The organism is Allofournierella sp. CML151 (assembly GCF_027853465.1).
Classification (GTDB): domain Bacteria; phylum Bacillota; class Clostridia; order Oscillospirales; family Ruminococcaceae; genus Allofournierella.
In genome coordinates this window covers 81,118-104,422 of sequence record NZ_JAPNNW010000007.1, presented here as the reverse complement: position 1 = coordinate 104,422, position 23,305 = coordinate 81,118, and the positions used below count along the sequence as shown (strand labels likewise).

Sequence of the window (23,305 nt, the reverse complement as noted above, 5' to 3'; positions counted from 1 at the left end):
ATATCATTAAAGTATAGTTATTGCGGGGTGTACCCGTGCGGCGGGCCCCGCGCCCGCGGGAAAGGAGAAGGCGTTATGCACATCACGCAGGAATCGGATTACGCCATCCGTATCATCTACTGTCTGGCAAAAAATCAAAAGCGGATGGACGCTCGTTCCATCAGCCAGGAGATGAGCGTTTCGCTGCGCTTTTCGCTGAAGATCCTGGGCAAGCTGGTGGCCAGCGGTCTGGTGGCCAGCTTCAAGGGCAACCGGGGCGGCTACGAGCTGGCGCGGCCCGCGGCCGAGATTACTATGCTGGATGTGATCCGCGCGGTGGAGGGACCCTATCAGCTTTCCCGCTGCCTGGAGGAATGCGGCGAGTGCAACCGGGGAGCCTCCGGCATCTGCGCCTTTCAGCAGGTCTTCCGGCGCATCAGCGAGCAGGTGAACCGGGAACTGGAGGCGGTGGACTTCGCCCGGATCGTGGCCAGCGAGGAGCAGTGCCGCTGAAAATCATCAAAAGCATAACACTGGCCCGGGCGTATCACGTCCGGGCCAGTGTTTTTGAAAAAAGCGAAAAAATGGCTTGACACCGGGCTTTTTGGCCATTATACTGTTCTGGTATACCATAATTGGATCAACACGCCCTAAAAAAGGCAGCATGTACAAAAAACTTGCAAAAGTTTGTGAAAGTTACACAAAATTCTGTGAGCGGACTTGTTGCCCCGGCGGGGTGTGCTCAATCATGTAAGTAGAAACAGGATAGGAGTGGAAGCTTTTTATGATGAAGGTCAAGCCCACAACCCTTGGCAAAACCGAACGCATGAGCTTTTCCCGCATCGATGAGGTTATCACCATGCCCAACCTCATCGAGGTGCAGAAGAACTCGTACCGCTGGTTTTTGGACGAGGGTCTGAAAGAGGTTTTCCGCGACATTGCCACCATTGAGGACTTCACCGGCAATCTGGCTTTGGAATTCGTGGATTACCATCTGGGAGAGCCCAAATACACCATCAAAGAGTGCAAGGAACGCGACACTACCTACGCGGCGCCTCTGCGCGTTACCGCCCGGCTGCTGAACAAGGAGACCGGCGAGGTAAAGGAGCAGGAGATCTTCATGGGCGATTTCCCGCTCATGACCGACGCAGGTACCTTCATCAACAACGGTGCGGAGCGTGTCATCGTCAGCCAGCTGGTTCGTAGCCCCGGCGTTTACTTCGGCGCCAGCTACGACAAGACCGGTAAGAAGCTGTACACCGCCACCATGAACCCCAACCGCGGTGCATGGCTGGAGTACGAGACCGACTCCAACGATGTGTTCTATGTGCGCATCGATAAGAACCGCAAGCTGCCCGTCACTGTGCTGCTGCGTGCTCTGGGCATGGGCAGCGACGCTCAGATCCGGGAGTTCTTCGGTGAGGACGAGCGCATCCTGGCCACTCTGGACAAGGATACCACCCACAACGAGGAAGAGGGCCTGCTGGAGACCTACCGCAAGCTGCGTCCCGGCGAGCCCCCGACGGTGGAGAGCGCCCAGACCCATCTGAACAACCTGTTCTTTGACCCCCGCCGGTACGATATGTCCCGGTTCGGCCGGTACAAGATGAACAAGAAGCTGGCTCTGGCCCGCCGCATCACCGGCTTTGTGGCCGCCCGCGACATCATCGCCCCCCTGACCGGCGAGCTGCTGATCGCCGCCGGCGAGAAGATCAGCCGTGAGGCCGCCGAGGCTGCCGAGGCCGCCGGTGTATCCGTGGCCTTCATCATGGCCGACGACCGGGAGCGCAAGGTTATCACCAACGGCACCGTGGATGCCCAGAACTTCTTCAACTTCGACGTTCTGGAGTGCGGCATCAACGAGCGCGTGACCTTCGCCGAGGTGAAGGCCATCCTGGATGCAACCAGCGACGAGGCCGAGCAGAAAGAGCTGCTGGTCAAGAACCATGACCGCCTCATCAGCAAGACCGTTACCCTGGATGACATCTTCTCCTCCATCAACTACCTGAACGGCCTGGACCACGGCATCGGCGTCACCGATGACATCGACCATCTGGGCAACCGCCGTATCCGCAGCGTGGGCGAGCTGCTGCAGAACCAGTTCCGCATCGGCTTCTCCCGTATGGAGCGCGTCATCCGCGAGCGCATGACCCTGCAGGCACAGGATATGAACGAGGCCACTCCCCAGAGCCTGATCAACATCCGTCCTGTGGTTGCCGCCATCAAGGAGTTCTTCGGTTCCAGCCCGCTGTCTCAGTTCATGGACCAGAACAACCCTCTGGCTGAGCTGACTCATAAGCGCCGTCTGTCTGCTCTGGGCCCCGGCGGTCTGAGCCGTGACCGCGCCGGTTTCGAGGTTCGAGACGTACACTACAGCCATTACGGCCGCATGTGCCCCATTGAGACCCCCGAAGGTCCCAACATCGGTCTGATCTCCTACCTGGCCAGCTTCGCCCGCATTAATGAGTACGGCTTCATCGAGGCTCCCTACCGCAAGGTGGACAAGGAGCGCGGTGTGGTCACCGACGAGGTGGTCTACATGACCGCCGACGTGGAAGACGAGTACGTGGTGGCCCAGGCCAACGAGCCTCTGGACGAGGAAGGCCACTTCACCAAGGCCCGCGTCAATGCCCGCCGCCGTGACGAGATTCTGGAAATCGAGCGCGAGCGTGTGGACTACATGGACGTAAGCCCCAAGATGGTTGTGTCCGTGGCTACCGCCATGATTCCCTTCCTGGAAAACGACGACGCCAACCGTGCTCTGATGGGCGCCAACATGCAGCGTCAGGCTGTGCCTCTGCTGGTCACCCAGCAGCCCATCGTGGCCACCGGCATGGAGTACAAGGCTGCCTGTGACTCCGGCGTCTGCGTTCTGGCCAAGAACGACGGTGTTGTGGAGCATGTGGACGCCGACAAGATCGTGATCCGCACCAGCAAGACCACCACCGACGAGTACGAGCTGATCAAGTTTATGCGCTCCAACCAGGGCACCTGCGTGAACCAGCGCCCCATCGTGGACAAGGGCGAAGAGGTGAAGGCCGGTCAGGTCATCGCCGACGGCCCCGCCACCAAGAACGGTGAGATCAGCCTGGGTAAGAATGCCCTGATCGGCTTCATGACCTGGGAGGGCTACAACTACGAGGACGCCGTTCTGATCAACGAGAAGATCGTTCGTGAAGACGTTTACACCTCCATCCACATCGAGGAGTATGAGACCGAGGCCCGCGAGACCAAGCTGGGACCCGAGGAGATCACCCGCGATATCCCCAACGTGGGCGAGGATGCCCTGAAGGATCTGGACGAGCGCGGCATCATCCGCATCGGCGCCGAGGTCAAGGCCGGCGACATTCTGGTCGGTAAGGTTACCCCGAAGGGCGAGACCGAGCTGACTGCTGAGGAGCGCCTGCTGCGCGCCATCTTCGGCGAGAAGGCCCGCGAGGTGCGCGACACCTCCCTGCGCGTTCCCCATGGCCAGTACGGCATCATCGTGGACGTGAAGGTCTTCACTCCCGACAACTGCGACGAGCTGCAGCCCGGCGTGCGCCAGGTTGTGCGCTGCTACATCGCTCAGAAGCGCAAGATCAGCGTGGGCGACAAGATGGCCGGCCGTCACGGTAACAAGGGTGTTGTATCCCGCATCCTGCCTCAGGAGGATATGCCCTTCCTGGCCGACGGTACCCCGCTGGATATCGTGCTGAACCCCCTGGGCGTTCCCTCCCGTATGAACATCGGTCAGGTACTGGAGGTCCATCTGGGCTACGCCGCCAAGGCGCTGGGCTGGAAGATCATGACCCCCGTATTCGACGGTGCCCACGAGCAGGACATCCGCGAATGCTACCACCTGGCCTATGAGACCAATCACGGTGAGAACGCTCCCGAATACCCCACCAAGCTGGACAAGATCATGCGCCCGGAGATCGGCCATGTGATCGACTTCTCCAAGATTGAGCTGGACGAGGACGGCAAGAGCACCGTTTACGACGGCCGCACCGGCGAGAAGTTCGACAACCGCGTCACCGTGGGCTACATGTACTACCTGAAGCTCCACCACCTGGTGGACGATAAGATCCATGCCCGTTCCACCGGCCCCTACAGCCTGGTTACCCAGCAGCCTCTGGGTGGTAAGGCTCAGTTCGGCGGCCAGCGCTTCGGCGAAATGGAGGTTTGGGCCCTGGAGGCTTACGGCGCAGCCTACACCCTGCAGGAGATCCTGACCGTCAAGTCCGACGACGTGGTCGGCCGTGTGAAGACCTACGAGGCCATCGTGAAGGGTCAGCCCGTTCCCAAGCCCGGCATCCCCGAAAGCTTCCGCGTGCTCATCAAGGAGCTGCAGAGCCTGGGTCTGGATGTGCGTGTGCAGGATTCCAATGGCGACGAGATCGATCTGAAGCAGAACTTCGACGACGAGGAGCCCGGCTTCGATACCCGCGATCTGCCCATGGGCGAGGACGTTCTGGTGGAGAACGAACTGAGCAACGATTACAGCATCGAGGACGCTGATCCCGATGCAGACGCCGGTTTCGATGAGCCGGAGGATGTTTTTGAGCCGGACGACAGCCTGTTTGCCGACGACGGCCTGGGCCTGGACGACGAATTCTGATCAAGCCGAGAGTGGAGTGCGGCGCGCGTAAGATGCGCCGCGCTCCCAAGCCCTCATTCATCGAAACATTAGAAAAGGAAGGGTTCGTTTAATGGAATATAACGATTTCGATTCGATCAAGATCGGCCTTGCTTCTCCCGACCAGATCCGCGCATGGAGCTACGGCGAGGTCAAAAAGCCGGAAACGATCAACTACCGCACCCTGAAGCCCGAGCGGGACGGCCTGTTCTGCGAGCGCATCTTCGGACCCACCAAGGACTGGGAGTGTCACTGCGGTAAGTATAAGCGCATCCGTTACAAGGGCAAGATCTGCGACCGCTGCGGCGTTGAGGTCACCAAGTCCAAGGTGCGCCGTGAGCGCATGGGCCACATCGAGCTGGCCGCGCCCGTTTCCCATATCTGGTACTTCAAGGGCATCCCCAGCCGCATCGGCCTGATGCTGGACATCAGCCCCCGTCAGCTGGAGAAGGTGTTGTACTTCGCCAGCTACATCGTAACCGATCCCGGCTACACCCCGCTGGAGAAGAAGCAGCTGCTCAGCGAGAAGGAATACCACGAGATGCGCGAGCGCTACGAGGATGAGTTCAAGGCTGCCATGGGCGCCGAGGCCATCAAGGAACTGCTGGCGGAGATCGATCTGGAAGAGCTGCGTACCCAGCTGCGCAACGAGCTGGAGGACGCCGGCGGCCAGAAGCGTGTTCGTATTCTGAAGCGCCTGGAGGTTGTGGAGGCGTTCCGCCTGTCCGGCAACCGCCCCGAGTGGATGATCATGGATGTTGTTCCCGTGATTCCGCCGGATATCCGTCCCATGGTTCAGCTGGACGGCGGCCGTTTCGCCACCAGCGACCTGAACGACCTGTATCGCCGGGTCATCAACCGTAACAACCGTCTGAAGCGTCTGTTGGAGCTGGGCGCTCCCGACATCATTGTGCGCAACGAGAAGCGCATGCTGCAGGAGGCTGTGGACGCCCTGATCGACAACGGCCGCCGCGGCCGTCCCGTCACCGGCCCCAACAACCGTCCTCTGAAGAGCCTGTCCGACATGCTGAAGGGCAAGCAGGGCCGCTTCCGTCAGAACCTGCTGGGTAAGCGTGTTGACTACTCCGGCCGTTCGGTTATCGTTGTCGGCCCCGAGCTGAAGATGTACCAGTGCGGTCTGCCCAAGGAGATGGCTCTGGAGCTGTTCAAGCCCTTCGTGATGAAGGACCTGGTGGAAAAGGGCCTGGCCAACAACATCAAGAGCGCCCGCAAGATGGTGGAGCGCGCCCGCACCGAAGTGTGGGACAGCCTGGAGACCGTGATCAAGGGTCACCCCGTCATGCTGAACCGTGCGCCTACTCTGCACCGTCTGGGCATCCAGGCCTTCGAGCCTGTGCTGGTTGAGGGCCACGCCATCAAGCTGCATCCTCTGGTATGTACCGCCTTCAACGCCGACTTCGACGGCGACCAGATGGCCGTGCACCTGCCCCTGAGCGTGGAGGCCCAGCGCGAGGCCCGCATGCTGATGCTGGCTTCCGGCAACCTGCTGAAGCCCTCTGATGGTGCTCCCGTTGCTGTGCCCACGCAGGATATGATCCTGGGCTCCTACTACCTGACCATGGTTAACGACGGCGACAAGGGCGAGGGTAAGATCTTCCGCGATGAGGAAGAGGCCATCATGGCTTACAGCGATAAGGTCATCACCCTGCAGGCCCGCATCAAGGTTCGCCGCACCCTGGAGGTGAACGGCGAGCTGAAGAGCAAGCTGGTGGACACCACCGTGGGCCGCATCATCTTCAACCAGCCCATCCCGCAGGATTTGGGTTACGTGGACCGCAACGATCCCGAGGCCATGTTCGGATACGAGGTTGATTTCCAGGTCACCAAGAAGAACCTGCCCGACATCATCAGCCGCTGCCTGGCGGTGCATGGCACCAAGGCCACCAGCGAGATGCTGGACCGCATCAAGGCCCAGGGCTACAAGTATTCCACCATCAGCGGCATCACCGTTGCTGTGTGCGACGCCGTGATCCCGCCCCAGAAGCCCGAGCTGCTGGCTGAGGCCGACGAGCGGGTTTCCAAAATCATCAAGCAGTTCAACCGAGGCCTGATCTCCAACGAGGAGCGCTACAACGGCGTGATTCAGATCTGGCAGGAGACCACCGATAAGGTTTCCAAGGCTCTGGCCGACAACCTGGAAGACCGCAACCCCATCTTCATGATGGCGGACTCCGGTGCCCGTGGTTCTATGAACCAGATCAAGCAGCTGGCCGGCATGCGCGGTCTTCTGGCCAACACCGCCGGTAAGACCATCGAGATGCCCATTCGCGCCAACTACCGTGAAGGCCTGAACATCTTGGAGTACTTCGTTTCCTGCCGTGGCGCCCGTAAGGGCATGGCGGATACCGCTCTGCGTACCGCCGACTCCGGTTACCTGACCCGCCGTCTGGTCGACGTTTCTCAGGACGTGATCGTCCGTGAGGAGGACTGCGGCGCCACCGAGGGTATCTGGGTATCCGATATCCGCGAGGGTAAGGAAGAGATCGAGAGCTTCCGCGAGCGTTTGATCGGCCGTTACGCCGTGGGCGATGTGTGCAACCCCGCCACCGGCGAGGTCATCGTGCCCGAGGGCAAGATGATGGACCTGTTCGACGCCGAGAAGATCGAGGCTGCCGGCATCACCGAGCTGCAGATCCGCAGCGTGCTGAACTGCCGCGCCAAGGTGGGCGTATGTGCTCACTGCTACGGCTCCAACCTGGCCAACGGCGATCCCGTACATGTGGGTGAGTCTGTTGGTATCATCGCTGCTCAGTCCATCGGTGAGCCCGGTACCCAGCTGACCATGCGTACCTTCCATACCGGCGGTATCGCATCTGCTGAGGATATCACTCAGGGTCTTCCCCGCGTTGAGGAGCTGTTCGAGAGCCGCCGTCCCAAGGCTCTGGCCATCATGACCGAGATTGCCGGTACCGCTCACATCGACGACAGCAAGAAGAACCGCCATGTGGTGGTTTCCGGTGTGGACGAGAACGGCGCTCCCGCTGAGAAGAGCTACCTAATTCCCTTCGGCCAGCGTATCCGCGTGACCGAGGGTCAGCAGCTGGAAAAGGGCGACATGATCACCGAGGGTCATGCTTATCCCCACGACATCCTGGCCATCAAGGGCCGTATCGCTGTTCAGAACTACCTGATTCAGGAAGTTCAGAAGGTATACCGCCTGCAGGGTGTAGAAATCAACGACAAGCACATCGAGGTTATTGTGCGTCAGATGATGCGCAAGGTCCGCGTGGACGACGCGGGCTCCACCACCCTGATTGGCGGCGCTCTGGCCGACAAGATGGAAGTGGAGCAGCAGAATGCCGCTCTGATGGAGCGCATCGCTGCCGGTGAGGAGGGCCTGAAGCTGGCTCAGTACACCGACGTGCTGCTGGGTATCACCAAGGCGTCTCTGTCCACCGATAGCTTCCTGTCTGCCGCTTCCTTCCAGGAGACCACCCGCGTGCTGACCGAAGCCGCCATCAAGGGCAAGGTCGACCCGCTGATGGGCCTGAAGGAGAACGTCATCATCGGTAAGCTGATCCCGGCCGGTACCGGTCTGGATGAGGTGGAAGCCGAGCTGATCCGCCGCGAGCAGGAGGAGAACGGCATCGTTCCCGCCGAGATCGCTGATCCTGCCGAGGAAGTGCTGGAGCCGGTGGCTGAGACTGCTGCCGAATAAGCCTTTCGCTGGCATCCGGTTCGTTTTTGCAAGTGCCGCCCCGTTTTGGGGCGGCACTTCTTTTGCGAAAATGGGTGTTTTGAAGCAGTGTGGGGCAGGGAATTGACCTTTACAGGCGCACAAAATAAAATTTCAGTGAATCAACCAAGTTTTTTTCGAAAATACTGTTGACATACACAAAGCTTGTGTGTAAAATAAAAACTGTTGCGCGGCTAAGGCGCAACTATGCCTGTTTGATGTTATGGCGGCTTGCCGCTTTAACATAAATAATTTGAAGAAAGGAGAACAAAATGCCTACTTTTAACCAGCTTGTACGCAAAGGCCGTGAGGTGTCTGTCCGCAAGTCTACCGCTCCTGCTCTGCAGAAGAGCTACAACTCTCTGGACAAGTCCTACAGCGACGCTAACAGCCCCCAGAAGCGTGGTGTATGCACCGCTGTTCGTACCATGACCCCCAAGAAGCCCAACTCTGCTCTGCGTAAGGTAGCCCGTGTAAAGCTCACGAATGGTATTGAGGTAACCTCTTACATTCCTGGCATCGGCCACAACCTGCAGGAGCACAGCGTAGTACTGATTCGTGGCGGCCGTGTTAAGGACCTGCCCGGTGTTCGTTACCACATTATCCGTGGTACTCTGGATACCCAGGGTGTGGCCAACCGTAACCAGGCCCGCTCCAAGTACGGCGCGAAGCGCCCCAAGGCCGGTGCTAAGAAGAAGTAATTAACGTTTACCCCGCCATCAAAGGCGTCTTAATATAAGGCCTCTTTGAATGGCACAACGGGAGTTTATTGCTTTCGAGTACCGATGATATCATTCTGTGAAGGAGGGAAGAAAGATGCCTAGAAGAGGTAACATTGCTAAGCGGGACGTTCTGGCTGACCCGCTGTACAATTCCAAGATGGTGACCCGCTTGATCAACAGCATCATGCTGGATGGCAAGAAGGGCGTCGCTCAGAAAATCGTTTACGATGCTTTCGAGATCGTAAAGGAGAAGTCCGGTAACGATCCCCTGGAGATGTTCGAAAAAGCTCTGGAGAACATCATGCCCAGCCTGGAAGTTAAGGCCCGCCGCGTTGGTGGTTCCACCTACCAGGTACCTGTTGAGGTTCGTGCCGAGCGCCGCGAGACCCTGGGTCTGCGCTGGCTCACCGCTTACTCTCGCGCCCGCAGCGAGCGCACCATGCGCGAGCGTCTGGCCAACGAGATCATGGATGCCGTGAACAACACCGGTAACGCCGTGAAGAAGCGTGAAGACACTCACAAGATGGCCGAGGCCAACAAGGCTTTCGCCCATTACCGTTATTGATCCGCCCTGTATATATAGGAGGTTAATATGCCAAGAGACGTTTCTCTGGAAATGACCAGAAACATCGGCATTATGGCGCACATCGACGCCGGCAAGACCACCACCACCGAGCGTATCCTGTATTACACTGGTGTTAACCACAAGATCGGTGAAACGCACGATGGCGCGGCTACCATGGACTGGATGGCGCAGGAGCAGGAGCGTGGTATTACCATCACCTCTGCTGCGACCACTTGCTACTGGAGCCACACTGAGCTGCTGGGCGATCCCGCCAAGGCCAAGAAGAACCGGCATCGGATCAACATCATCGACACCCCCGGCCACGTGGACTTCACCGTTGAGGTAGAACGTTCTCTGCGTGTTCTGGACGGTTCTGTTACCGTTCTGTGCGCCAAGGGCGGCGTTGAGCCCCAGTCCGAGACTGTTTGGCGCCAGGCCGACAAGTATCACGTACCCCGCATGGCTTACGTGAACAAGATGGACATCATGGGCGCGGACTTCTACCGCGTTGTGAAGATGATGCGTGAGCGTCTGAAGTGCAACGCTGTGCCCATCCAGCTGCCCATCGGCAAGGAAGACGAGTTCAAGGGCATCATCGATCTGATCGATATGCAGGCGGACGTCTATTACGACGATATGGGTAAGGATATCCGCGTGGAGCCCATCCCCGAGGATATGCGTGAGCTGGCCGAGCAGTATCGTGCCGAGATGCTGGAGGCGATTGCCGAAGGCGACGAAGAGCTGATGATGAAGTACCTGGACGGCGAGGAGCTGACCAAGGAAGAGATCAAGAAGGCTCTGCGTAGGGAAACCATCGCTAACACCGTGGTTCCCGTTACCTGCGGTACTTCCTACCGCAACAAGGGCGTTCAGAAGCTGCTGGACGCTATCGTGGATTACATGCCCGCGCCCACCGATATCGAGGATATCAAGGGCGTTGATCCCGAGACCGGCGAGGAGACCAGCCGTCCTTCCGACGACAACGCTCCCTTTGCTGCTCTGGCATTCAAGATTGCGACCGACCCGTTCGTTGGTAAGCTGTGCTTCTTCCGTGTATACTCCGGTATCGTGGAAGCCGGCACCACCGTTTACAACTCCGTAAAGGACAGCAACGAGCGTATGGGCCGCATCCTGCAGATGCATGCTAACCATCGTCAGGACATCGAGGTCTGCTATGCCGGTGATATCGCCGCCGCTGTTGGCCTGAAGAACACCACCACTGGTGACACCCTGTGCGATCCCAAGCATCCCGTCATCCTGGAGAGCATGGAGTTCCCCGAGCCCGTTATCCGCGTTGCCATCGAGCCCAAGACCAAGGCTGGTCAGGAGAAGATGGGCATTGCGCTGAACAAGCTGGCTGAAGAGGACCCCACCTTCCGTACCTGGACCGACGAGGAGACCGGCCAGACCATCATCGCTGGCATGGGCGAGCTGCATCTGGAGATCATTGTTGACCGTCTGCTGCGTGAGTTCAAGGTAGAAGCCAACGTGGGTGCTCCCCAGGTTGCTTACCGCGAGTGCATCCGCCGTGCGGCCAGCTCCAACACCAAGTACGCCCGTCAGTCCGGTGGTAAGGGTCAGTATGGTCATTGTATCATCGACATCGAGCCCAACGAGGCTGGCAAGGGCTACGAGTTCATCAACGCCGTTGTTGGCGGTGATGTTCCCAAGGAGTTCATCCCCGCGATCGATCAGGGTATCCAGGGCGCTATGAAGGCCGGTATCCTGGCCGGTTACCCGGTGGAGGACGTGAAGGTCACCCTGAAGGGCGGTTCTTACCATGAGGTCGACTCCTCTGAGATGGCCTTTAAGATTGCCGGTTCTATGGCGTTCAAGGACGCTATGGCCAAGGCAGACCCCGCTATCATGGAGCCCATCATGAAGGTTGCTGTTATCGTTCCCGACGAGTACATGGGCGACGTTATCGGCGATCTGAACTCCCGTCGCGGTCAGATCCAGGGCATGGAGGCTCTGTCTGGTTCTCAGCAGATCAACGCCTTCGTTCCCCTGTCCAACATGTTCGGTTACTCCACCGACCTGCGTTCCAAGACCCAGGGCCGCGGTCAGTATTCCATGGAGCCCAGCCACTACGCTGAGGTACCCAAGAATATTGCCGAGAGCATCATGGCTGGCCGCAACAAGGAGTAAATAAGACCAGAGATTTGCCGCATGGGCTGATCCATGCGGCAAATCATCAAAAATCTCTTGATTTTTGACGTTGGTTTTAGTATTATAACCTTAGGCTCTATGGTTTAAAAAAAGGAGGACAATTAAAATGGCAAAAGCTAAGTTTGAGCGTACTAAGCCTCATATTAACATTGGCACCATCGGTCACGTTGACCACGGCAAGACCACTCTGACCGCCGCTATCACCAAGGTTCTGGCGATGAAGGGCGACGCCGAGTTCACCGATTACGCCAACATCGATAAGGCTCCCGAGGAGCGCGAGCGTGGTATCACCATCAACACCTCTCACGTTGAGTACGAGACTGACAACCGTCACTACGCTCACGTGGACTGCCCGGGCCACGCCGACTACGTTAAGAACATGATCACCGGTGCTGCCCAGATGGACGGCGCTATCCTGGTGGTTTCTTCCGCTGACGGCCCCATGCCTCAGACCCGCGAGCACATCCTGCTGTCCCGTCAGGTTGGCGTTCCCTACATCGTTGTTTTCATGAACAAGGTTGACCAGGTGGACGATCCCGAGCTGCTGGATCTGGTTGAGATGGAGATTCGTGATCTGCTGAACGAGTACGATTTCCCCGGCGACGACACCCCCATCATCAAGGGTTCCGCTCTGGCCGTTCTGGAGAGCACCAGCACCGACATCAACGCTCCCGAGTACAAGTGCATTCTGGACCTGATGGACGCTGTTGACAACTACATCCCCACTCCCGATCGTATGGCCGACAAGCCCTTCCTGATGCCTGTTGAGGACGTGTTCACCATCACCGGCCGCGGCACCGTGGCTACCGGTCGTGTTGAGCAGGGCCAGATCAAGGTTGGCGAGGAAGTTGAGATCGTTGGTCTGAAGGACGAGAAGAGCAAGACCACCGTTACCGGTCTGGAGATGTTCCGCAAGCTGCTGGACTTCGCCGAGGCTGGCGACAACGTTGGTGCTCTGCTGCGTGGCGTTCAGCGCTCCGATATCGAGCGTGGCCAGGTTCTGGCTAAGCCCGGCAGCATTCATCCCCACACCAAGTTCCAGGGCCACGTTTACATCCTGAAGAAGGATGAAGGCGGCCGTCACACCCCCTTCTTCAACAACTACCGTCCTCAGTTCTACTTCCGTACCACCGACGTTACCGGCGTTATCACTCTGCCCGAAGGCGTTGAGATGTGCATGCCCGGCGACAACGTTGATATGAACGTTGAGCTGATCACCCCCATCGCCATGGACGAGGGCCTGCGTTTCGCTATCCGTGAGGGTGGCCGTACCGTTGGTTCCGGCGTTGTTTCCAAGATCTACGAGTAATCTTTGATTCTCTGATTTTGTGAGCTTTCAAAGCCCCCCGCTGTCAAAAGCGGGGGGCTTTTTTGTGCTGTTTTGCTGTCTTTGCTTTTGCTCAAAAAGAAAAATCCTCCCGTGCCGGTTGCGGCAGGGGAGGCGTTTTGAAATGTTGATGTTGCTTTAAGAAGAAACAGATTCGTAGGTATGGTCGCACACCTGGCTGATCTTTTCCCGCAGGGCCACAAAATCCCCGAAGGCCATGGGCTTCTGTTTGGGATTGCGCAGAAGGGCGGCCGGGTGAAGGGTAGCCATGAACCAGACGCCATTCTTTTCAAAGAACAGGCCATGGTCGCGGGTCACCGAGAACTTGGGATCAATCAGCCGCTGGGCTGCGATGCGTCCCAGGCAGACCACGATCTTTGGCCGGATCAGCCGGAACTGCTCCCGCAGCCAGGGAAGGCAGGCGTCCCATTCCTCCGGCAGAGGGTCCCGGTTCTGGGGTGGGCGGCACTTTACAATATTGGCGATGAAGACATTTTTATCCCGGGAAAGATCCACCGCTTCCAGATACTGATCCAGCAGCTTGCCGCTGCGGCCCACAAAGGGCAGGCCCTGTTCGTCCTCATTTTGGCCGGGACCTTCACCGATGAACATCACTTCGGCATTAGGGCTTCCCATACCGAATACCACATTATGGCGCGTCTCACACAGACCGCACTTGCGGCAGGTCAAACATTCCTGTTTCAAGGTCTCAAAATCCATCCGGGGCACCTCGCTTTGCTGGGTATCACTTGTTATAAAAATATTATAGCACAAAAGGCCGGTTTTTGTCTTGAAGTTTTAGTTTGCCCTTGTTACAATAAATATGAGCGGCCGGAACGTATCCGACCCAAGGGAGGAAATGACATATGAAATTCTTAGTTGAAACTTCTGCCCGTCACGTACATGTGACCAAAGAGACCTTGGAGACCCTGTTTGGCAAAGGCTTTGAGCTGACTGTGAAGAAGGAGCTGAGCCAGCCCGGCCAGTATGCTTCCGAGCAGCGCGTGACCGTTGTTGGCCCCAAGAAGGAGCTGCCCAACGTGTCCATCCTGGGCCCCTGCCGCAACGCGGATCAGGTGGAGCTGTCCGCTTCTGACGCCCGTTCCATCGGCATTGCTGCTCCTGTTCGTGAGTCCGGCGACATCGCTGGTTCCGGCGCCTGCAAGCTGGTTGGTCCCTGCGGCGAGGTTGAGCTGAAGGAAGGCGTAATCGTTGCGAAGCGTCACATCCATGTGACTCCTGAGGACGCCGAGAAGATGGGCGTGAAGGACAAGGAGATCGTGAAGGTAGCCTGCGGCAAGGAAGGCCGTAAGCTGGTATTCGACGATGTTGTGATCCGCGTGAGCGAGAAGTTCGCCACCGCTATGCACATCGACACCGACGAGTCCAACGCCTGCCTGGGCGCTAACGAGGGCGAGATCGTTAAGTAATCGTTCCCTGAAGCAGAAAGGCTGAAATTGCGAAAGGCAAAAGCCTGCCCTGACGAAAAACAACAAGACCCCCTGATGCAGAAGGCAGATGCCCTGTGTCAGGGGGTCTTGCTGTTTGGAAGAAAGCCATTCAGCCATTCAAAGAAAGAAAAAAGCGGTACAGCCACTGGCTGTACCGCTTTTTTATGAAATGATTTTCTGAGGATTTGATTTCCGCGAAGCGGGCCGATTCAAATCCTGCAGAGTGGAGAAGTAATCAGTCCAGGAAGGCCAGATCGTTCTCGTAGGGGCTTTCCACCGAGGTCTCGATGGGGGCTTCCTTCTTGTATTTGGCCAGAGCAGCGGCAGCCTTTACAGGATCTGCCAGGGTGCCGGCGCCGCCCATGCAGCCGCCGGGGCAGCCCATGCCCTCCAGCAGGTAGCCGTTGTACTTGCCGGCCTTGGCCATCATGAGCAGCTTCTTGCACTCGGCCAGGCCCTGGGCGCTGGCAACCTTGACCTCGCGGTCCGGGTCCATCTTCTTGATGGCGTTTACAACCGCCTGGGCAACGCCGCCGGTCACGGCGAAGCCGCGGCCATCTGCAGAAGCCTTGTTGAAGTCATCGGCGGGATCTACCTCCAGGCTGTCGAAGTCCACTTCGCGGGCCTCGAACATGCCCATCAGTTCCTCGAAGGTGAGCACGAAGTCCACGTCGCTGCGGATGCTGCGGCGGCTGGCCTCCAGCTTTTTGGCGGCGCAGGGGCCAACGAAGACCACCTTGCAGTCCTTGCCGTGATGCTTCTTTACCAGACGGGCGGTGAGCACCATGGGGGTCAGGGCCATGCTGATGTAGTCGGCCATCTCAGGGAAGAGCTTCTTGGCCATCACGCTCCAGCTAGGGCAGCAGCTGGTGGCCATGAAGGGCTGATGCTCGGGAACCTCACGCATGAAGTCCTTTGCTTCCTCGATGGTGCACAGGTCGGCGCCCACGGCAACCTCAAAGGTGTCCTCAAAGCCCAGCTGACGCATAGCAGCCTTCAGCTTGCCCACGGTCAGGCCGGGGAACTGGCTTACGAAAGCGGGAGCCATGATGGCATATACCCGGTCGCCCTGGCGAATGCTCTGGATCAGCTGGAAAATCTGACCCTTGTCCACGATGGCGCCGAAGGGGCAGTTGACCAGGCACATGCCGCAGGAAACGCACTTGTCCTGATCGATCTGAGCGCGGCCCAGGTCATCGGAGTGGATGGCGTTCATGCCGCAGGCAGCGGCGCAGGGACGCTCCATCTTCACGATGGCGTGGTAGGGGCACACATCCACGCACTTGCCGCATTTGATGCACTTGTCCTGATCGATCACGGTCTGACCGCCGGGGGTGAAGGTCAGCGCGTCCTTGGGGCAGACATCCACACAGGGATGAGCCAGGCAGCCGCGGCAGAGGTTGGTCACCTCAACCTTTTTCTCAGGACAGGCGTTGCAGGCGAACTTGATGATGTTCACCAGCGGGGGATCGTAATATTTCTGGGCGATCACGCTGTTTTCCATACCCGAATTGGTGGGCGCCTGCTCATCCATGGGACGCAGAGGCAGGCCCATGGCCAGACGGATGCGCTCGGAAACGATGGCGCGCTCCAGGAAAATGCTGTTGCGGAAGCTGTTGACCTCGCCCGGGATGATTTTATAGGGCAGGCGGGAAACTTCCTGTGCGTAGTTCTGCCCCTCATAGGAGAGGCGGGCCACTTCGGTGAAAACCCGACGGCGGATGTCGGTGACCGAGGTGTAGATACCGCGCATGTTGCTCATAATCACATAACTCCTTCCAAAATGCGTTGGTGTTCGCATACAATAAAAATATAACATACTCGCTCCCCGGGGGCAAGCGCCGCGGGAAAACAAGCACGGGAAAGAATGCGGATATTTTTTGTGTTTGTGATCAAAGCTGCACTGCAGCGGCCCGGCAGCGCTCACCGTCCCACTCGCCCAGGCGGCAGGACAGGATCTGGCCGGCCTCGGCGCCGGAGGCATTCACCACCACCGGCAGATACAGCCGGGTGTAGCCGGTGAACAGATTGGCACTGAGGGGCTTCTCCAGCAGGACGGTGTCCACCGAGCCGGACCATTCTTTGGCAAGCTGGCCTCGCACCTCATCTGCAGCAGTCTGCAGCACATGTACCCGGCGGGCCTTCTCCTCCTCGGGAATCTGATCCGGGAAGGTGGCGGCAGGGGTTCCCTCCCGGCGGGAATAGGGGAATACATGAACCTTCAAAAACTTCATTTCCTGCACAAAGCGTACGCTCTCGGCGAATTCCTCCTCGGTTTCGCCGGGGAAGCCAACGATTACGTCGGTGGTGAAACTGCAGGCTCCGCCATAGGCCTGGCGCAGCTTTTTCACCACGGCGGCATATTCCTCGGCAGTGTAGACCCGGCGCATCCGGCGCAGGGTAGAGGTGCAGCCGCTCTGCAGCGAAAGATGGAACTGGGGGCAGAGCTTTTCCGTGCGGGCCATGCGGGCGATGTCGTCGTCGCTCAGCAGATCCGGCTCCAGGCTGCCCAGGCGGATGCGCTCGATGCCCTCCACCTGGGCGCTGTGCTCGATGAGCTCGGTCAGATTGGTGCCGGTATCCTGGCCATAGCTGGGCAGGTTGATGCCGCTGAACACCACTTCCTTGTAGCCTGCGGCAGCCAGGGCCTCCAGCTCCTTCAGGATGCTTGCCTCGCTGCGGCTGCGCACCCGGCCACGGGCGCGGGGAATCACGCAGTAGGCGCACTGGCGGTTGCAGCCGTCCTGCACCTTGATGAAGGCCCGGGTGTGGCCCTCGAACCGCTCCATGGGCAGCTCCTCAAAGGCTTCGCCCTTTTCGTGGGCGGAAATGTCCACCACCCGTTCGCCCTCCAGGGCGCGGGCCACGTTGCGCAGAATGGCATGCCGGTTGGCATTGCCCATCACCACGTCCGCCTCCATGACCGCGGCGGCCTCCTCGGGAAAAGCCTGGGGATAGCAGCCGGTGAGCACTGTGACCGCGCCGGGATACTGGCGCTTGGCCCGCCGCAGCCACTGGCGGCTTTTCTTATCGCCCCCGGCGGTGACGGTGCAGCTGTTCACCACAAAGACATCGGCCTCCTCGTCGGGTTCGGCCAGGGTGTATCCGTTCTGACGGAAAAGCTGGGCAAGCGCGCCGGTCTCATTCTGATTGACCTTGCAGCCCAGTGTGTAAAAACTTACGCGCATGGATTCGCTCCTTTATCTGATAGGAAAATACTTCTCTTATATTATAGGGGAGAATGGCAAAAAGGCAAGCATATTCCCAGCGGGCGAACGCATAGAGATAAACGAAAGAACAACGCCCGCGGGCCGGCGAAAAGACCCCGGGAAGAAGGGGGGAGGTTTTATGGCAAAACGACGGGCGGCGGCGCTTGTTATGATGGTGCTCCTGTTTGTGGGGCTGGCGTTTCCGGCCCATGCGCAGGATGTGCAGGCAGGTCGGTTCGCGCTGGGGCAGTTTGACGTACCCTGCCGGGCGGCGATTCTGATCGACCAGGAAAGCGGCACTGTGCTGTATGAAAAGGAGGCGGACACCCAGATGTCCATCGCCTCCATCACCAAGGTAATGACTCTTTTGCTGGTGATGGAGGGGCTGGAGGAGGGGCGCTTCACCCTGGAGGACACTGTGCCGGTGACCGAGCATGCCTACAGCATGGGCGGCAGTCAGATCTGGCTGGAGCCGGGGGAGGAGTTTACCGTGGATGAGATGCTGCGGGCGGTGTGCGTGGCCAGCGCCAACGACGCGGCGGTGGCCCTGGCCGAGATGTTGGGGGGCAGCGAGCCGGTGTTTGTGGAGCAGATGAACCAGAAGGCCGCTCAGCTGGGCATGACCAATACCACCTTTCAGAACGCCTGCGGGCTGGACCAGGAAGAGCATCTTTCCACCGCGCGGGATGTGGCGATCATGAGCCGGGAGATTTTAAACAATCATCCCCAGATCCTGAACTACACCGGCATCTGGACCGACAGCCTGCGGGAGGGTCAGACTCAATTGGTGAATACCAACAAGCTGCTGCGCCGCTATCAGGGCATCACCGGGCTGAAGACCGGTACCACCGGCGGGGCAGGGGTCTGTCTTTCCGCTAGCGCCACCCGGGACGGTCTGTCACTGATCGCGGTGGTGCTGGGAGCCTCCAGCAGCGCCGAGCGGTTCGATGCGGCCACCACACTGCTGGATTATGGCTTTGCCAATTTTACCCGGGTACAGGCCCCTGCGCCGGAAAACGCACCGGGAAGCCTGCCGGTGACCGGCGGCGCACTGGAGGAGGTGACTCTGAATTACCAGACGCCGGGCACGGTGCTGCTGCAGAAGGGCGAGGAGCAGAGTCTGCGGGCAGAACTGGAGCTGAGCGAGAGCGCACAGGCTCCGGTGACTCTGGGCAGCGAGCTGGGCCGGGTGGTGCTGTATGCCGGGCAGACCGAGCTGGGAAGCTGGCCGGTGACCGCCGCCTCGGACGTGCCGGCCATGAGCTGGCAGCTGGCTATGGAGAGCCTGTGGCAGGGGCTTCTGACACACTGAAAAACAAAGCGCAAAGCCGCAGCACAGGCACTGCCGCCCGGGCTGCGGCTTTGCTGCGAAATATTTGTGCGGAATGTACGCTGCCCTTGACTTTTAGCAGGCAAAACGGTATAGTTATAACAAAGAAAACACATGGTGGGAGGCAGCGATATGAGCGTTAAATTTAACGGTAAGTATCTTGCAAAATTTGTAAAGGACTCTGAGTTTGAGGCGATCTGGCCGCAGGTGAAAACTGCTCACGAGATGCTGGAAGGCCGCACCGGCCCCGGCAACGATTTCCTGGGCTGGGTGGACCTGCCCGTAAATTACGACAAGGAGGAGTTCGCCCGCATCAAGGCCGCGGCCGAGAAGATCTGCTCGGATTCCGACGTGCTGGTGGTGATCGGTATCGGCGGCTCCTATCTGGGCGCCCGCGCCGCCATCGAGGCCATCAAGGGCCAGATGTACAACTGCACCTGCAAGAAGACTCCGCAGATCTTCTTCGCGGGCAATTCCATTTCTCCCGCCTACCTGCAGGACATCCTGGCCTGCTGTGAGGGCAAGGAGGTCAGCGTGAACGTGATCTCCAAGTCCGGCACCACCACCGAGCCTGCGCTGGCCTTCCGGGTCTTCAAGAAATACCTGGAAGAGCGTTACGGCAAGGAAGGTGCCTCCAAGCGCATCTACGCCACTACCGACCGCAGCCGCGGCACCCTGAAGAAGCAGGCCGACGAAGAAGGCTGGCCCACCTTCGTGGTACCCGACGACGTGGGCGGCCGTTACTCGGTGCTCACCGCTGTGGGTCTGCTGCCCATCGCCTGCGCCGGCTGTGACATCGACGCTCTGATGCAGGGCGCTGCCGATGCCCGTGCGGAGTACTCCAATTGCACTCCGGATAACGACTGCTACAAGTACGCTGCCGCCCGCAACATCCTGTACCGCAAGGGCAAGGCTGTTGAGCTGCTGGCCGCTTACGAGCCCAACTTCACCATGATGAACGAGTGGTACAAGCAGCTGTTCGGCGAGAGCGAAGGCAAGGACAACAAGGGCCTCATGCCCACCAGCGTTGTTTTCTCCACCGATCTGCACTCCATGGGCCAGTTCGTACAGGAAGGTGCCCGTGTGATGTTCGAGACCGTGGTTAACATCCACAAGCCCTCTCAGGACCTGTTCATCGAGGCTGATGAGGAGAATCTGGACGGCCTGAACTTCCTGGCCAACCAGAACATGAGCGTGGTCAACGAAAAGGCCATGCAGGGCACTATTCTGGCTCACACCGACGGCGATGTTCCCAACATCGTGCTGGAGACTCCCAGCCTGAACGAGTACGATCTGGGCTACCTGATCTACTTCTTCGAGCGGGCCTGCGCCATCAGCGGCTATCTGTTGAGCGTGAACCCCTTCGATCAGCCCGGTGTGGAGAGCTACAAGAAGAACATGTTCGCGCTGCTGGGCAAACCCGGCTACGAGGACCGCAAGGCTGAGCTGGAAGCCAAGCTGGGCTGAGCACCCCGCGCCCCGGCGGAAAACGGGGAATTACGTGAAGGGAAATCGCGGCATGCCGCGTTTCGCAAAATAGAAGGAGGTACCCTCTTATGATTAAACTGATCGTTGGCACGAAAGGCACCGGCAAAACCAAAGCGATGATCGAGGCCATCAACGCAGTTACCAAAACCACTACCGGCAACGTTGTTGTGCTGGAAAAGTCCATGAAGCTGACTTATGATATCGATCATGCTGCTCGCCTGATCGACCTGGATGAGTATCACATCACTGGCTACAATATGATGTATGGTTTTGTGGCAGGCGTTCTGGCCGGCAACTACGACATCACCGAGCTGTTTGTGGACGGTATCCTGAAGGTTGGCGACCACGATCTGAACGGTCTGGGCAAGTTCCTGGATGACGTACAGGCCATCGCAGGGGAGAACGTGAACGTTACCATCACCATTTCCGCCGCCCTCGAGACTCTGCCCGAGGATGTAAAGAAATACCTGTAATCGTTCCATAAGCGGGCGGGAGCCAAAAAAATTGGTTCCCGCCCGAAATTTGGTATTGACAAACCCTCTGGGATTCGGTATACTAGGTAGGCAGTCTTTTAGAGGTGTACTATGCAATTCGACCTGAAAAAGTTTTTTCAGACCGGCCGCGTGCCTTATCACGCGGAGTTGCAGCTGGACCTGAGTGATTATGACTTCCCGGGTTATCAGATTACGCAGCCGGTCACGGGCACCTTTGACGCCGCGCTGAATGGCGAGGGCGTTGTGCTGCGGCTCAGCTTGAACGCGCTGGCACAGGCGGAATGCGCCCGTTGCCTTGCGCCGGTGGAATATCCCTGTTCTCTGGAACAGGAATGGCTGGTGCGCGAGAGCGAACTGAGCAATGAATATCAGGAATTGCCCATCGACGAGGCAGGCAAGCTTTCGGTCAAGGAACTGGCTTGCGAGGAGCTGGTGATGGAAATTCCAACCGTACTGCTGTGCAGTGCGGATTGCCAAGGGCTATGCCATGTTTGCGGTAAACCCAAAGCAGCGGGATGCACCTGCTGTGAGGGGGGCTCCACTACCCCCGTAGACGAACGGCTTGCTATATTAAAACAACTGCTGAATTAACTTCATTCACATTGAGGAGGTGCTAAAATGGCAGTACCCAAGAGAAAGGTTTCCAAGGCACGGCGTGACAAGCGTCGCTCCTCTGTGTGGAAGCTGGAAGCCCCTGCACTGGTAAAGTGCAGCCAGTGTGGCGAGTACAAGCTCCCCCACCAGGTATGCGGCAATTGCGGCTACTACAAGGGCAAGGAAATCATCAAGAAGGAAGCGTAATCCGCTTTCCGTAAGAGCTAGGGGAGGGCTTACGCCTTCCCCTTTTTCTTGTGCGGTGCAAAACCTGTTAAAAAAGGAAGGTGCAAAACTGGCATGGCAGTACGCGTGAAAAGCGTGCAGAAAGGCTCGGCAGCCGAAGCGCTGGGCCTGAGCACCGGGTCGATGCTCTATTCGGCTGATGGCAACGAGATCAACGATATGCTGGATTACCAGTTCTACACCGCCGGCGAACGCTTCGAGCTGGCCGTGATGAAGGACGGCCAGCTGGATTATCTGAAGGTAGAAAAGGGCGAATACGAGCCGCTGGGCTGCGAGTTCGAGACCTATCTGATCGACCAGAAGCATTCCTGTGCAAACCACTGCATGTTCTGCTTTATCGATCAGCTGCCCAAGGGCCTGCGGGAAACCCTGTATTTCAAGGATGACGACGAACGCCTGTCGTTTTTGTTCGGCAACTATGTGACCCTGACCAATTTGAACGAGCACGAGGTGGAGCGCATCAAAAAGATGCACATTTCGCCCATCAACATCTCGGTTCACACCACCAATCCGGAGCTTCGTGTTCGGATGATGGCCAACAAGCGGGCGGGTGAGGTGCTCAAATATCTGGATGAATTCGCCGAAGCGGGCATTCAGATGAACTGCCAGCTGGTGCTGTGCCGGGGCGTGAACGACGGCGATGAGCTGCGCCGCACGCTGGACAAGCTCACCGGCATGTATCCGGCGGTGCAGAGCATTGCGGCAGTGCCCAGCGGCCTGACCGACTACCGCAAGGGCCTGTACAAGCTGGAGCCCTATGATGCGGCCACCAGCGCTGCCGTGCTGGACATCCTGGAGGAATACGGCGACCGCTGCAAGGCGCAGAATGGCTGCCGCATGGTCTACCCCGGCGACGAGTGGTACCTGTGTGCAGGGCGGCCCATTCCCGGCGGCGAGTTCTACGAGGATTTCCCCCAGCTGGAAAACGGCGTGGGCATGTGGCGGATGTTCCGGGATGAATTCCTGGCGGAGCTGACCTTCGCCCACCGGCGTATTCCCATTCCCCGGAATATCGACGTGGTCACCGGTACCCTGGCAGCGCCGCTGATCCAGGAAATGATGGACGAGCTGACCCGCCGTCACCGCAGTGTGAAGGTGAATGTGCATCCCATCAAAAACAATTTCTTCGGCGGCAACGTGAGCGTGGCCGGTCTGGTTACCGCCACCGACATCATCGACCAGTGCAGGGGCAAGCTGAAGAGCAAGCATCTGGGTGTGCCGGAAGTGATGCTGCGGGACGAGAAGGACCTGTTCCTGGATTCCAAGTCCATCGCAGATCTGGAAAATGCCCTGGGCGTAAAGGTACACATCCTGCCCAGTGGCGGCGGCGACCTGGTACGGGCGCTGCTTGCGCCCAAGCTGGCCTGACCGCCGGTATGGAACCCCCGTGCCCTGACGGGTGAAATGAACGGAGAA

17 protein-coding genes are annotated in these 23,305 nt (G+C 58.6%); 14 read left to right on the top strand and 3 right to left on the bottom strand.

The annotated features are described in order from the left end of the window. The first annotated feature begins 75 nt into the window (after nucleotides 1-75). The 7 genes from PH256_RS07175 to tuf all read left to right on the top strand — a co-directional run bounded on the left by PH256_RS07175 (nucleotide 76) and on the right by tuf (nucleotide 13,059). On the top strand, nucleotides 76-492 hold the full coding sequence (locus PH256_RS07175) for an RrF2 family transcriptional regulator (protein WP_087183573.1): 417 nt from the start codon (nucleotides 76-78) through the stop codon (nucleotides 490-492). A gap of 271 nt (nucleotides 493-763) precedes the next feature. Continuing rightward, nucleotides 764-4,579, top strand: a complete 3,816-nt coding sequence (gene rpoB / locus PH256_RS07170; protein ID WP_087183574.1) for a DNA-directed RNA polymerase subunit beta — start codon at nucleotides 764-766, stop codon at nucleotides 4,577-4,579. Between the two features lie 91 nt (nucleotides 4,580-4,670). Continuing rightward, on the top strand, nucleotides 4,671-8,276 hold the full coding sequence (gene rpoC, locus PH256_RS07165; RefSeq protein WP_087183575.1) for a DNA-directed RNA polymerase subunit beta': 3,606 nt from the start codon (nucleotides 4,671-4,673) through the stop codon (nucleotides 8,274-8,276). Between the two features lie 290 nt (nucleotides 8,277-8,566). Next, entirely contained in the window at nucleotides 8,567-8,995 is a 429-nt protein-coding gene (gene rpsL / locus PH256_RS07160) for a 30S ribosomal protein S12 (RefSeq protein WP_058965808.1), read from the top strand. A gap of 115 nt (nucleotides 8,996-9,110) precedes the next feature. Beyond that, the gene (gene rpsG, locus PH256_RS07155) at nucleotides 9,111-9,581 is read left to right on the top strand and encodes a 30S ribosomal protein S7 (protein WP_140401627.1); all 471 of its coding nucleotides are present in this window, start codon (nucleotides 9,111-9,113) and stop codon (nucleotides 9,579-9,581) included. A 27-nt stretch (nucleotides 9,582-9,608) separates the two neighbouring features. After that, a complete protein-coding gene (gene fusA / locus PH256_RS07150; RefSeq protein ID WP_270913564.1) occupies nucleotides 9,609-11,729 on the top strand; it encodes an elongation factor G in 2,121 nt (706 codons plus the stop codon). Nucleotides 11,730-11,856: 127 nt separating this feature from the next. Continuing rightward, complete coding sequence (tuf, locus tag PH256_RS07145; RefSeq protein WP_087183576.1) at nucleotides 11,857-13,059, top strand: elongation factor Tu; 1,203 nt, start codon at nucleotides 11,857-11,859, stop codon at nucleotides 13,057-13,059. Nucleotides 13,060-13,215: 156 nt separating this feature from the next. On the opposite strand, the gene PH256_RS07140 is transcribed toward tuf, so the two are convergent. Continuing rightward, nucleotides 13,216-13,797 (bottom strand): uracil-DNA glycosylase, encoded by a 582-nt coding sequence (locus tag PH256_RS07140; protein ID WP_087183577.1) that lies wholly within the window; start codon nucleotides 13,795-13,797, stop codon nucleotides 13,216-13,218. A gap of 146 nt (nucleotides 13,798-13,943) precedes the next feature. Between PH256_RS07140 and PH256_RS07135 the strand changes: the two genes are divergently transcribed. Beyond that, nucleotides 13,944-14,507, top strand: coding sequence for a PduL/EutD family phosphate acyltransferase (locus PH256_RS07135; RefSeq protein ID WP_087183578.1), 564 nt, complete (start codon nucleotides 13,944-13,946; stop codon nucleotides 14,505-14,507). 256 nt (nucleotides 14,508-14,763) lie between these two features. Here the strand turns inward: PH256_RS07135 and PH256_RS07130 are convergent, their stop codons facing one another. Together PH256_RS07130 and mtaB are read right to left on the bottom strand one after the other, a co-directional pair. Then, a complete protein-coding gene (locus tag PH256_RS07130; RefSeq protein ID WP_087183628.1) occupies nucleotides 14,764-16,281 on the bottom strand; it encodes a 4Fe-4S dicluster domain-containing protein in 1,518 nt (505 codons plus the stop codon). Nucleotides 16,282-16,420: 139 nt separating this feature from the next. Continuing rightward, the gene (gene mtaB, locus PH256_RS07125; protein ID WP_270913563.1) at nucleotides 16,421-17,716 is read right to left on the bottom strand and encodes a tRNA (N(6)-L-threonylcarbamoyladenosine(37)-C(2))-methylthiotransferase MtaB; all 1,296 of its coding nucleotides are present in this window, start codon (nucleotides 17,714-17,716) and stop codon (nucleotides 16,421-16,423) included. A 160-nt stretch (nucleotides 17,717-17,876) separates the two neighbouring features. Here mtaB and PH256_RS07120 point away from each other — a divergent pair, with 160 nt between their 5' ends. From PH256_RS07120 to PH256_RS07095, 6 genes are all read left to right on the top strand, one after another. After that, nucleotides 17,877-19,049: a D-alanyl-D-alanine carboxypeptidase family protein gene (locus PH256_RS07120; protein ID WP_270913562.1), complete on the top strand. Its 1,173-nt coding sequence runs from the start codon at nucleotides 17,877-17,879 to the stop codon at nucleotides 19,047-19,049. A 150-nt stretch (nucleotides 19,050-19,199) separates the two neighbouring features. Next, the gene (locus tag PH256_RS07115; RefSeq protein WP_087180422.1) at nucleotides 19,200-20,534 is read left to right on the top strand and encodes a glucose-6-phosphate isomerase; all 1,335 of its coding nucleotides are present in this window, start codon (nucleotides 19,200-19,202) and stop codon (nucleotides 20,532-20,534) included. Nucleotides 20,535-20,623: 89 nt separating this feature from the next. After that, a complete protein-coding gene (locus PH256_RS07110) occupies nucleotides 20,624-21,028 on the top strand; it encodes a hypothetical protein (protein WP_087183581.1) in 405 nt (134 codons plus the stop codon). Between the two features lie 111 nt (nucleotides 21,029-21,139). After that, nucleotides 21,140-21,640 (top strand): YceD family protein, encoded by a 501-nt coding sequence (locus tag PH256_RS07105; protein ID WP_270913561.1) that lies wholly within the window; start codon nucleotides 21,140-21,142, stop codon nucleotides 21,638-21,640. Between the two features lie 27 nt (nucleotides 21,641-21,667). Further along, the gene (rpmF, locus tag PH256_RS07100) at nucleotides 21,668-21,850 is read left to right on the top strand and encodes a 50S ribosomal protein L32 (protein ID WP_058967140.1); all 183 of its coding nucleotides are present in this window, start codon (nucleotides 21,668-21,670) and stop codon (nucleotides 21,848-21,850) included. A 93-nt stretch (nucleotides 21,851-21,943) separates the two neighbouring features. Then, nucleotides 21,944-23,257: a DUF512 domain-containing protein gene (locus tag PH256_RS07095; RefSeq protein ID WP_270913560.1), complete on the top strand. Its 1,314-nt coding sequence runs from the start codon at nucleotides 21,944-21,946 to the stop codon at nucleotides 23,255-23,257. The last annotated feature ends 48 nt before the right edge of the window (nucleotides 23,258-23,305 follow it).

Excerpts from the sequence above, each read along its gene's own strand:
- PH256_RS07175 (WP_087183573.1), top strand. The coding sequence starts at position 76 with ATGCACATCACGCAGGAATCGGATTACGCCATCCGTATCATCTACTGT.
- rpoB (WP_087183574.1), top strand. The coding sequence starts at position 764 with ATGATGAAGGTCAAGCCCACAACCCTTGGCAAAACCGAACGCATGAGC.
- rpoC (WP_087183575.1), top strand. The coding sequence starts at position 4,671 with ATGGAATATAACGATTTCGATTCGATCAAGATCGGCCTTGCTTCTCCC.
- rpsL (WP_058965808.1), top strand. The coding sequence starts at position 8,567 with ATGCCTACTTTTAACCAGCTTGTACGCAAAGGCCGTGAGGTGTCTGTC.
- rpsG (WP_140401627.1), top strand. The coding sequence starts at position 9,111 with ATGCCTAGAAGAGGTAACATTGCTAAGCGGGACGTTCTGGCTGACCCG.
- fusA (WP_270913564.1), top strand. The coding sequence starts at position 9,609 with ATGCCAAGAGACGTTTCTCTGGAAATGACCAGAAACATCGGCATTATG.
- tuf (WP_087183576.1), top strand. The coding sequence starts at position 11,857 with ATGGCAAAAGCTAAGTTTGAGCGTACTAAGCCTCATATTAACATTGGC.
- PH256_RS07140 (WP_087183577.1), bottom strand. The coding sequence starts at position 13,797 with ATGGATTTTGAGACCTTGAAACAGGAATGTTTGACCTGCCGCAAGTGC.
- PH256_RS07135 (WP_087183578.1), top strand. The coding sequence starts at position 13,944 with ATGAAATTCTTAGTTGAAACTTCTGCCCGTCACGTACATGTGACCAAA.
- PH256_RS07130 (WP_087183628.1), bottom strand. The coding sequence starts at position 16,281 with ATGCGCGGTATCTACACCTCGGTCACCGACATCCGCCGTCGGGTTTTC.
- mtaB (WP_270913563.1), bottom strand. The coding sequence starts at position 17,716 with ATGCGCGTAAGTTTTTACACACTGGGCTGCAAGGTCAATCAGAATGAG.
- PH256_RS07120 (WP_270913562.1), top strand. The coding sequence starts at position 17,877 with ATGGCAAAACGACGGGCGGCGGCGCTTGTTATGATGGTGCTCCTGTTT.
- PH256_RS07115 (WP_087180422.1), top strand. The coding sequence starts at position 19,200 with ATGAGCGTTAAATTTAACGGTAAGTATCTTGCAAAATTTGTAAAGGAC.
- PH256_RS07110 (WP_087183581.1), top strand. The coding sequence starts at position 20,624 with ATGATTAAACTGATCGTTGGCACGAAAGGCACCGGCAAAACCAAAGCG.
- PH256_RS07105 (WP_270913561.1), top strand. The coding sequence starts at position 21,140 with ATGCAATTCGACCTGAAAAAGTTTTTTCAGACCGGCCGCGTGCCTTAT.
- rpmF (WP_058967140.1), top strand. The coding sequence starts at position 21,668 with ATGGCAGTACCCAAGAGAAAGGTTTCCAAGGCACGGCGTGACAAGCGT.
- PH256_RS07095 (WP_270913560.1), top strand. The coding sequence starts at position 21,944 with ATGGCAGTACGCGTGAAAAGCGTGCAGAAAGGCTCGGCAGCCGAAGCG.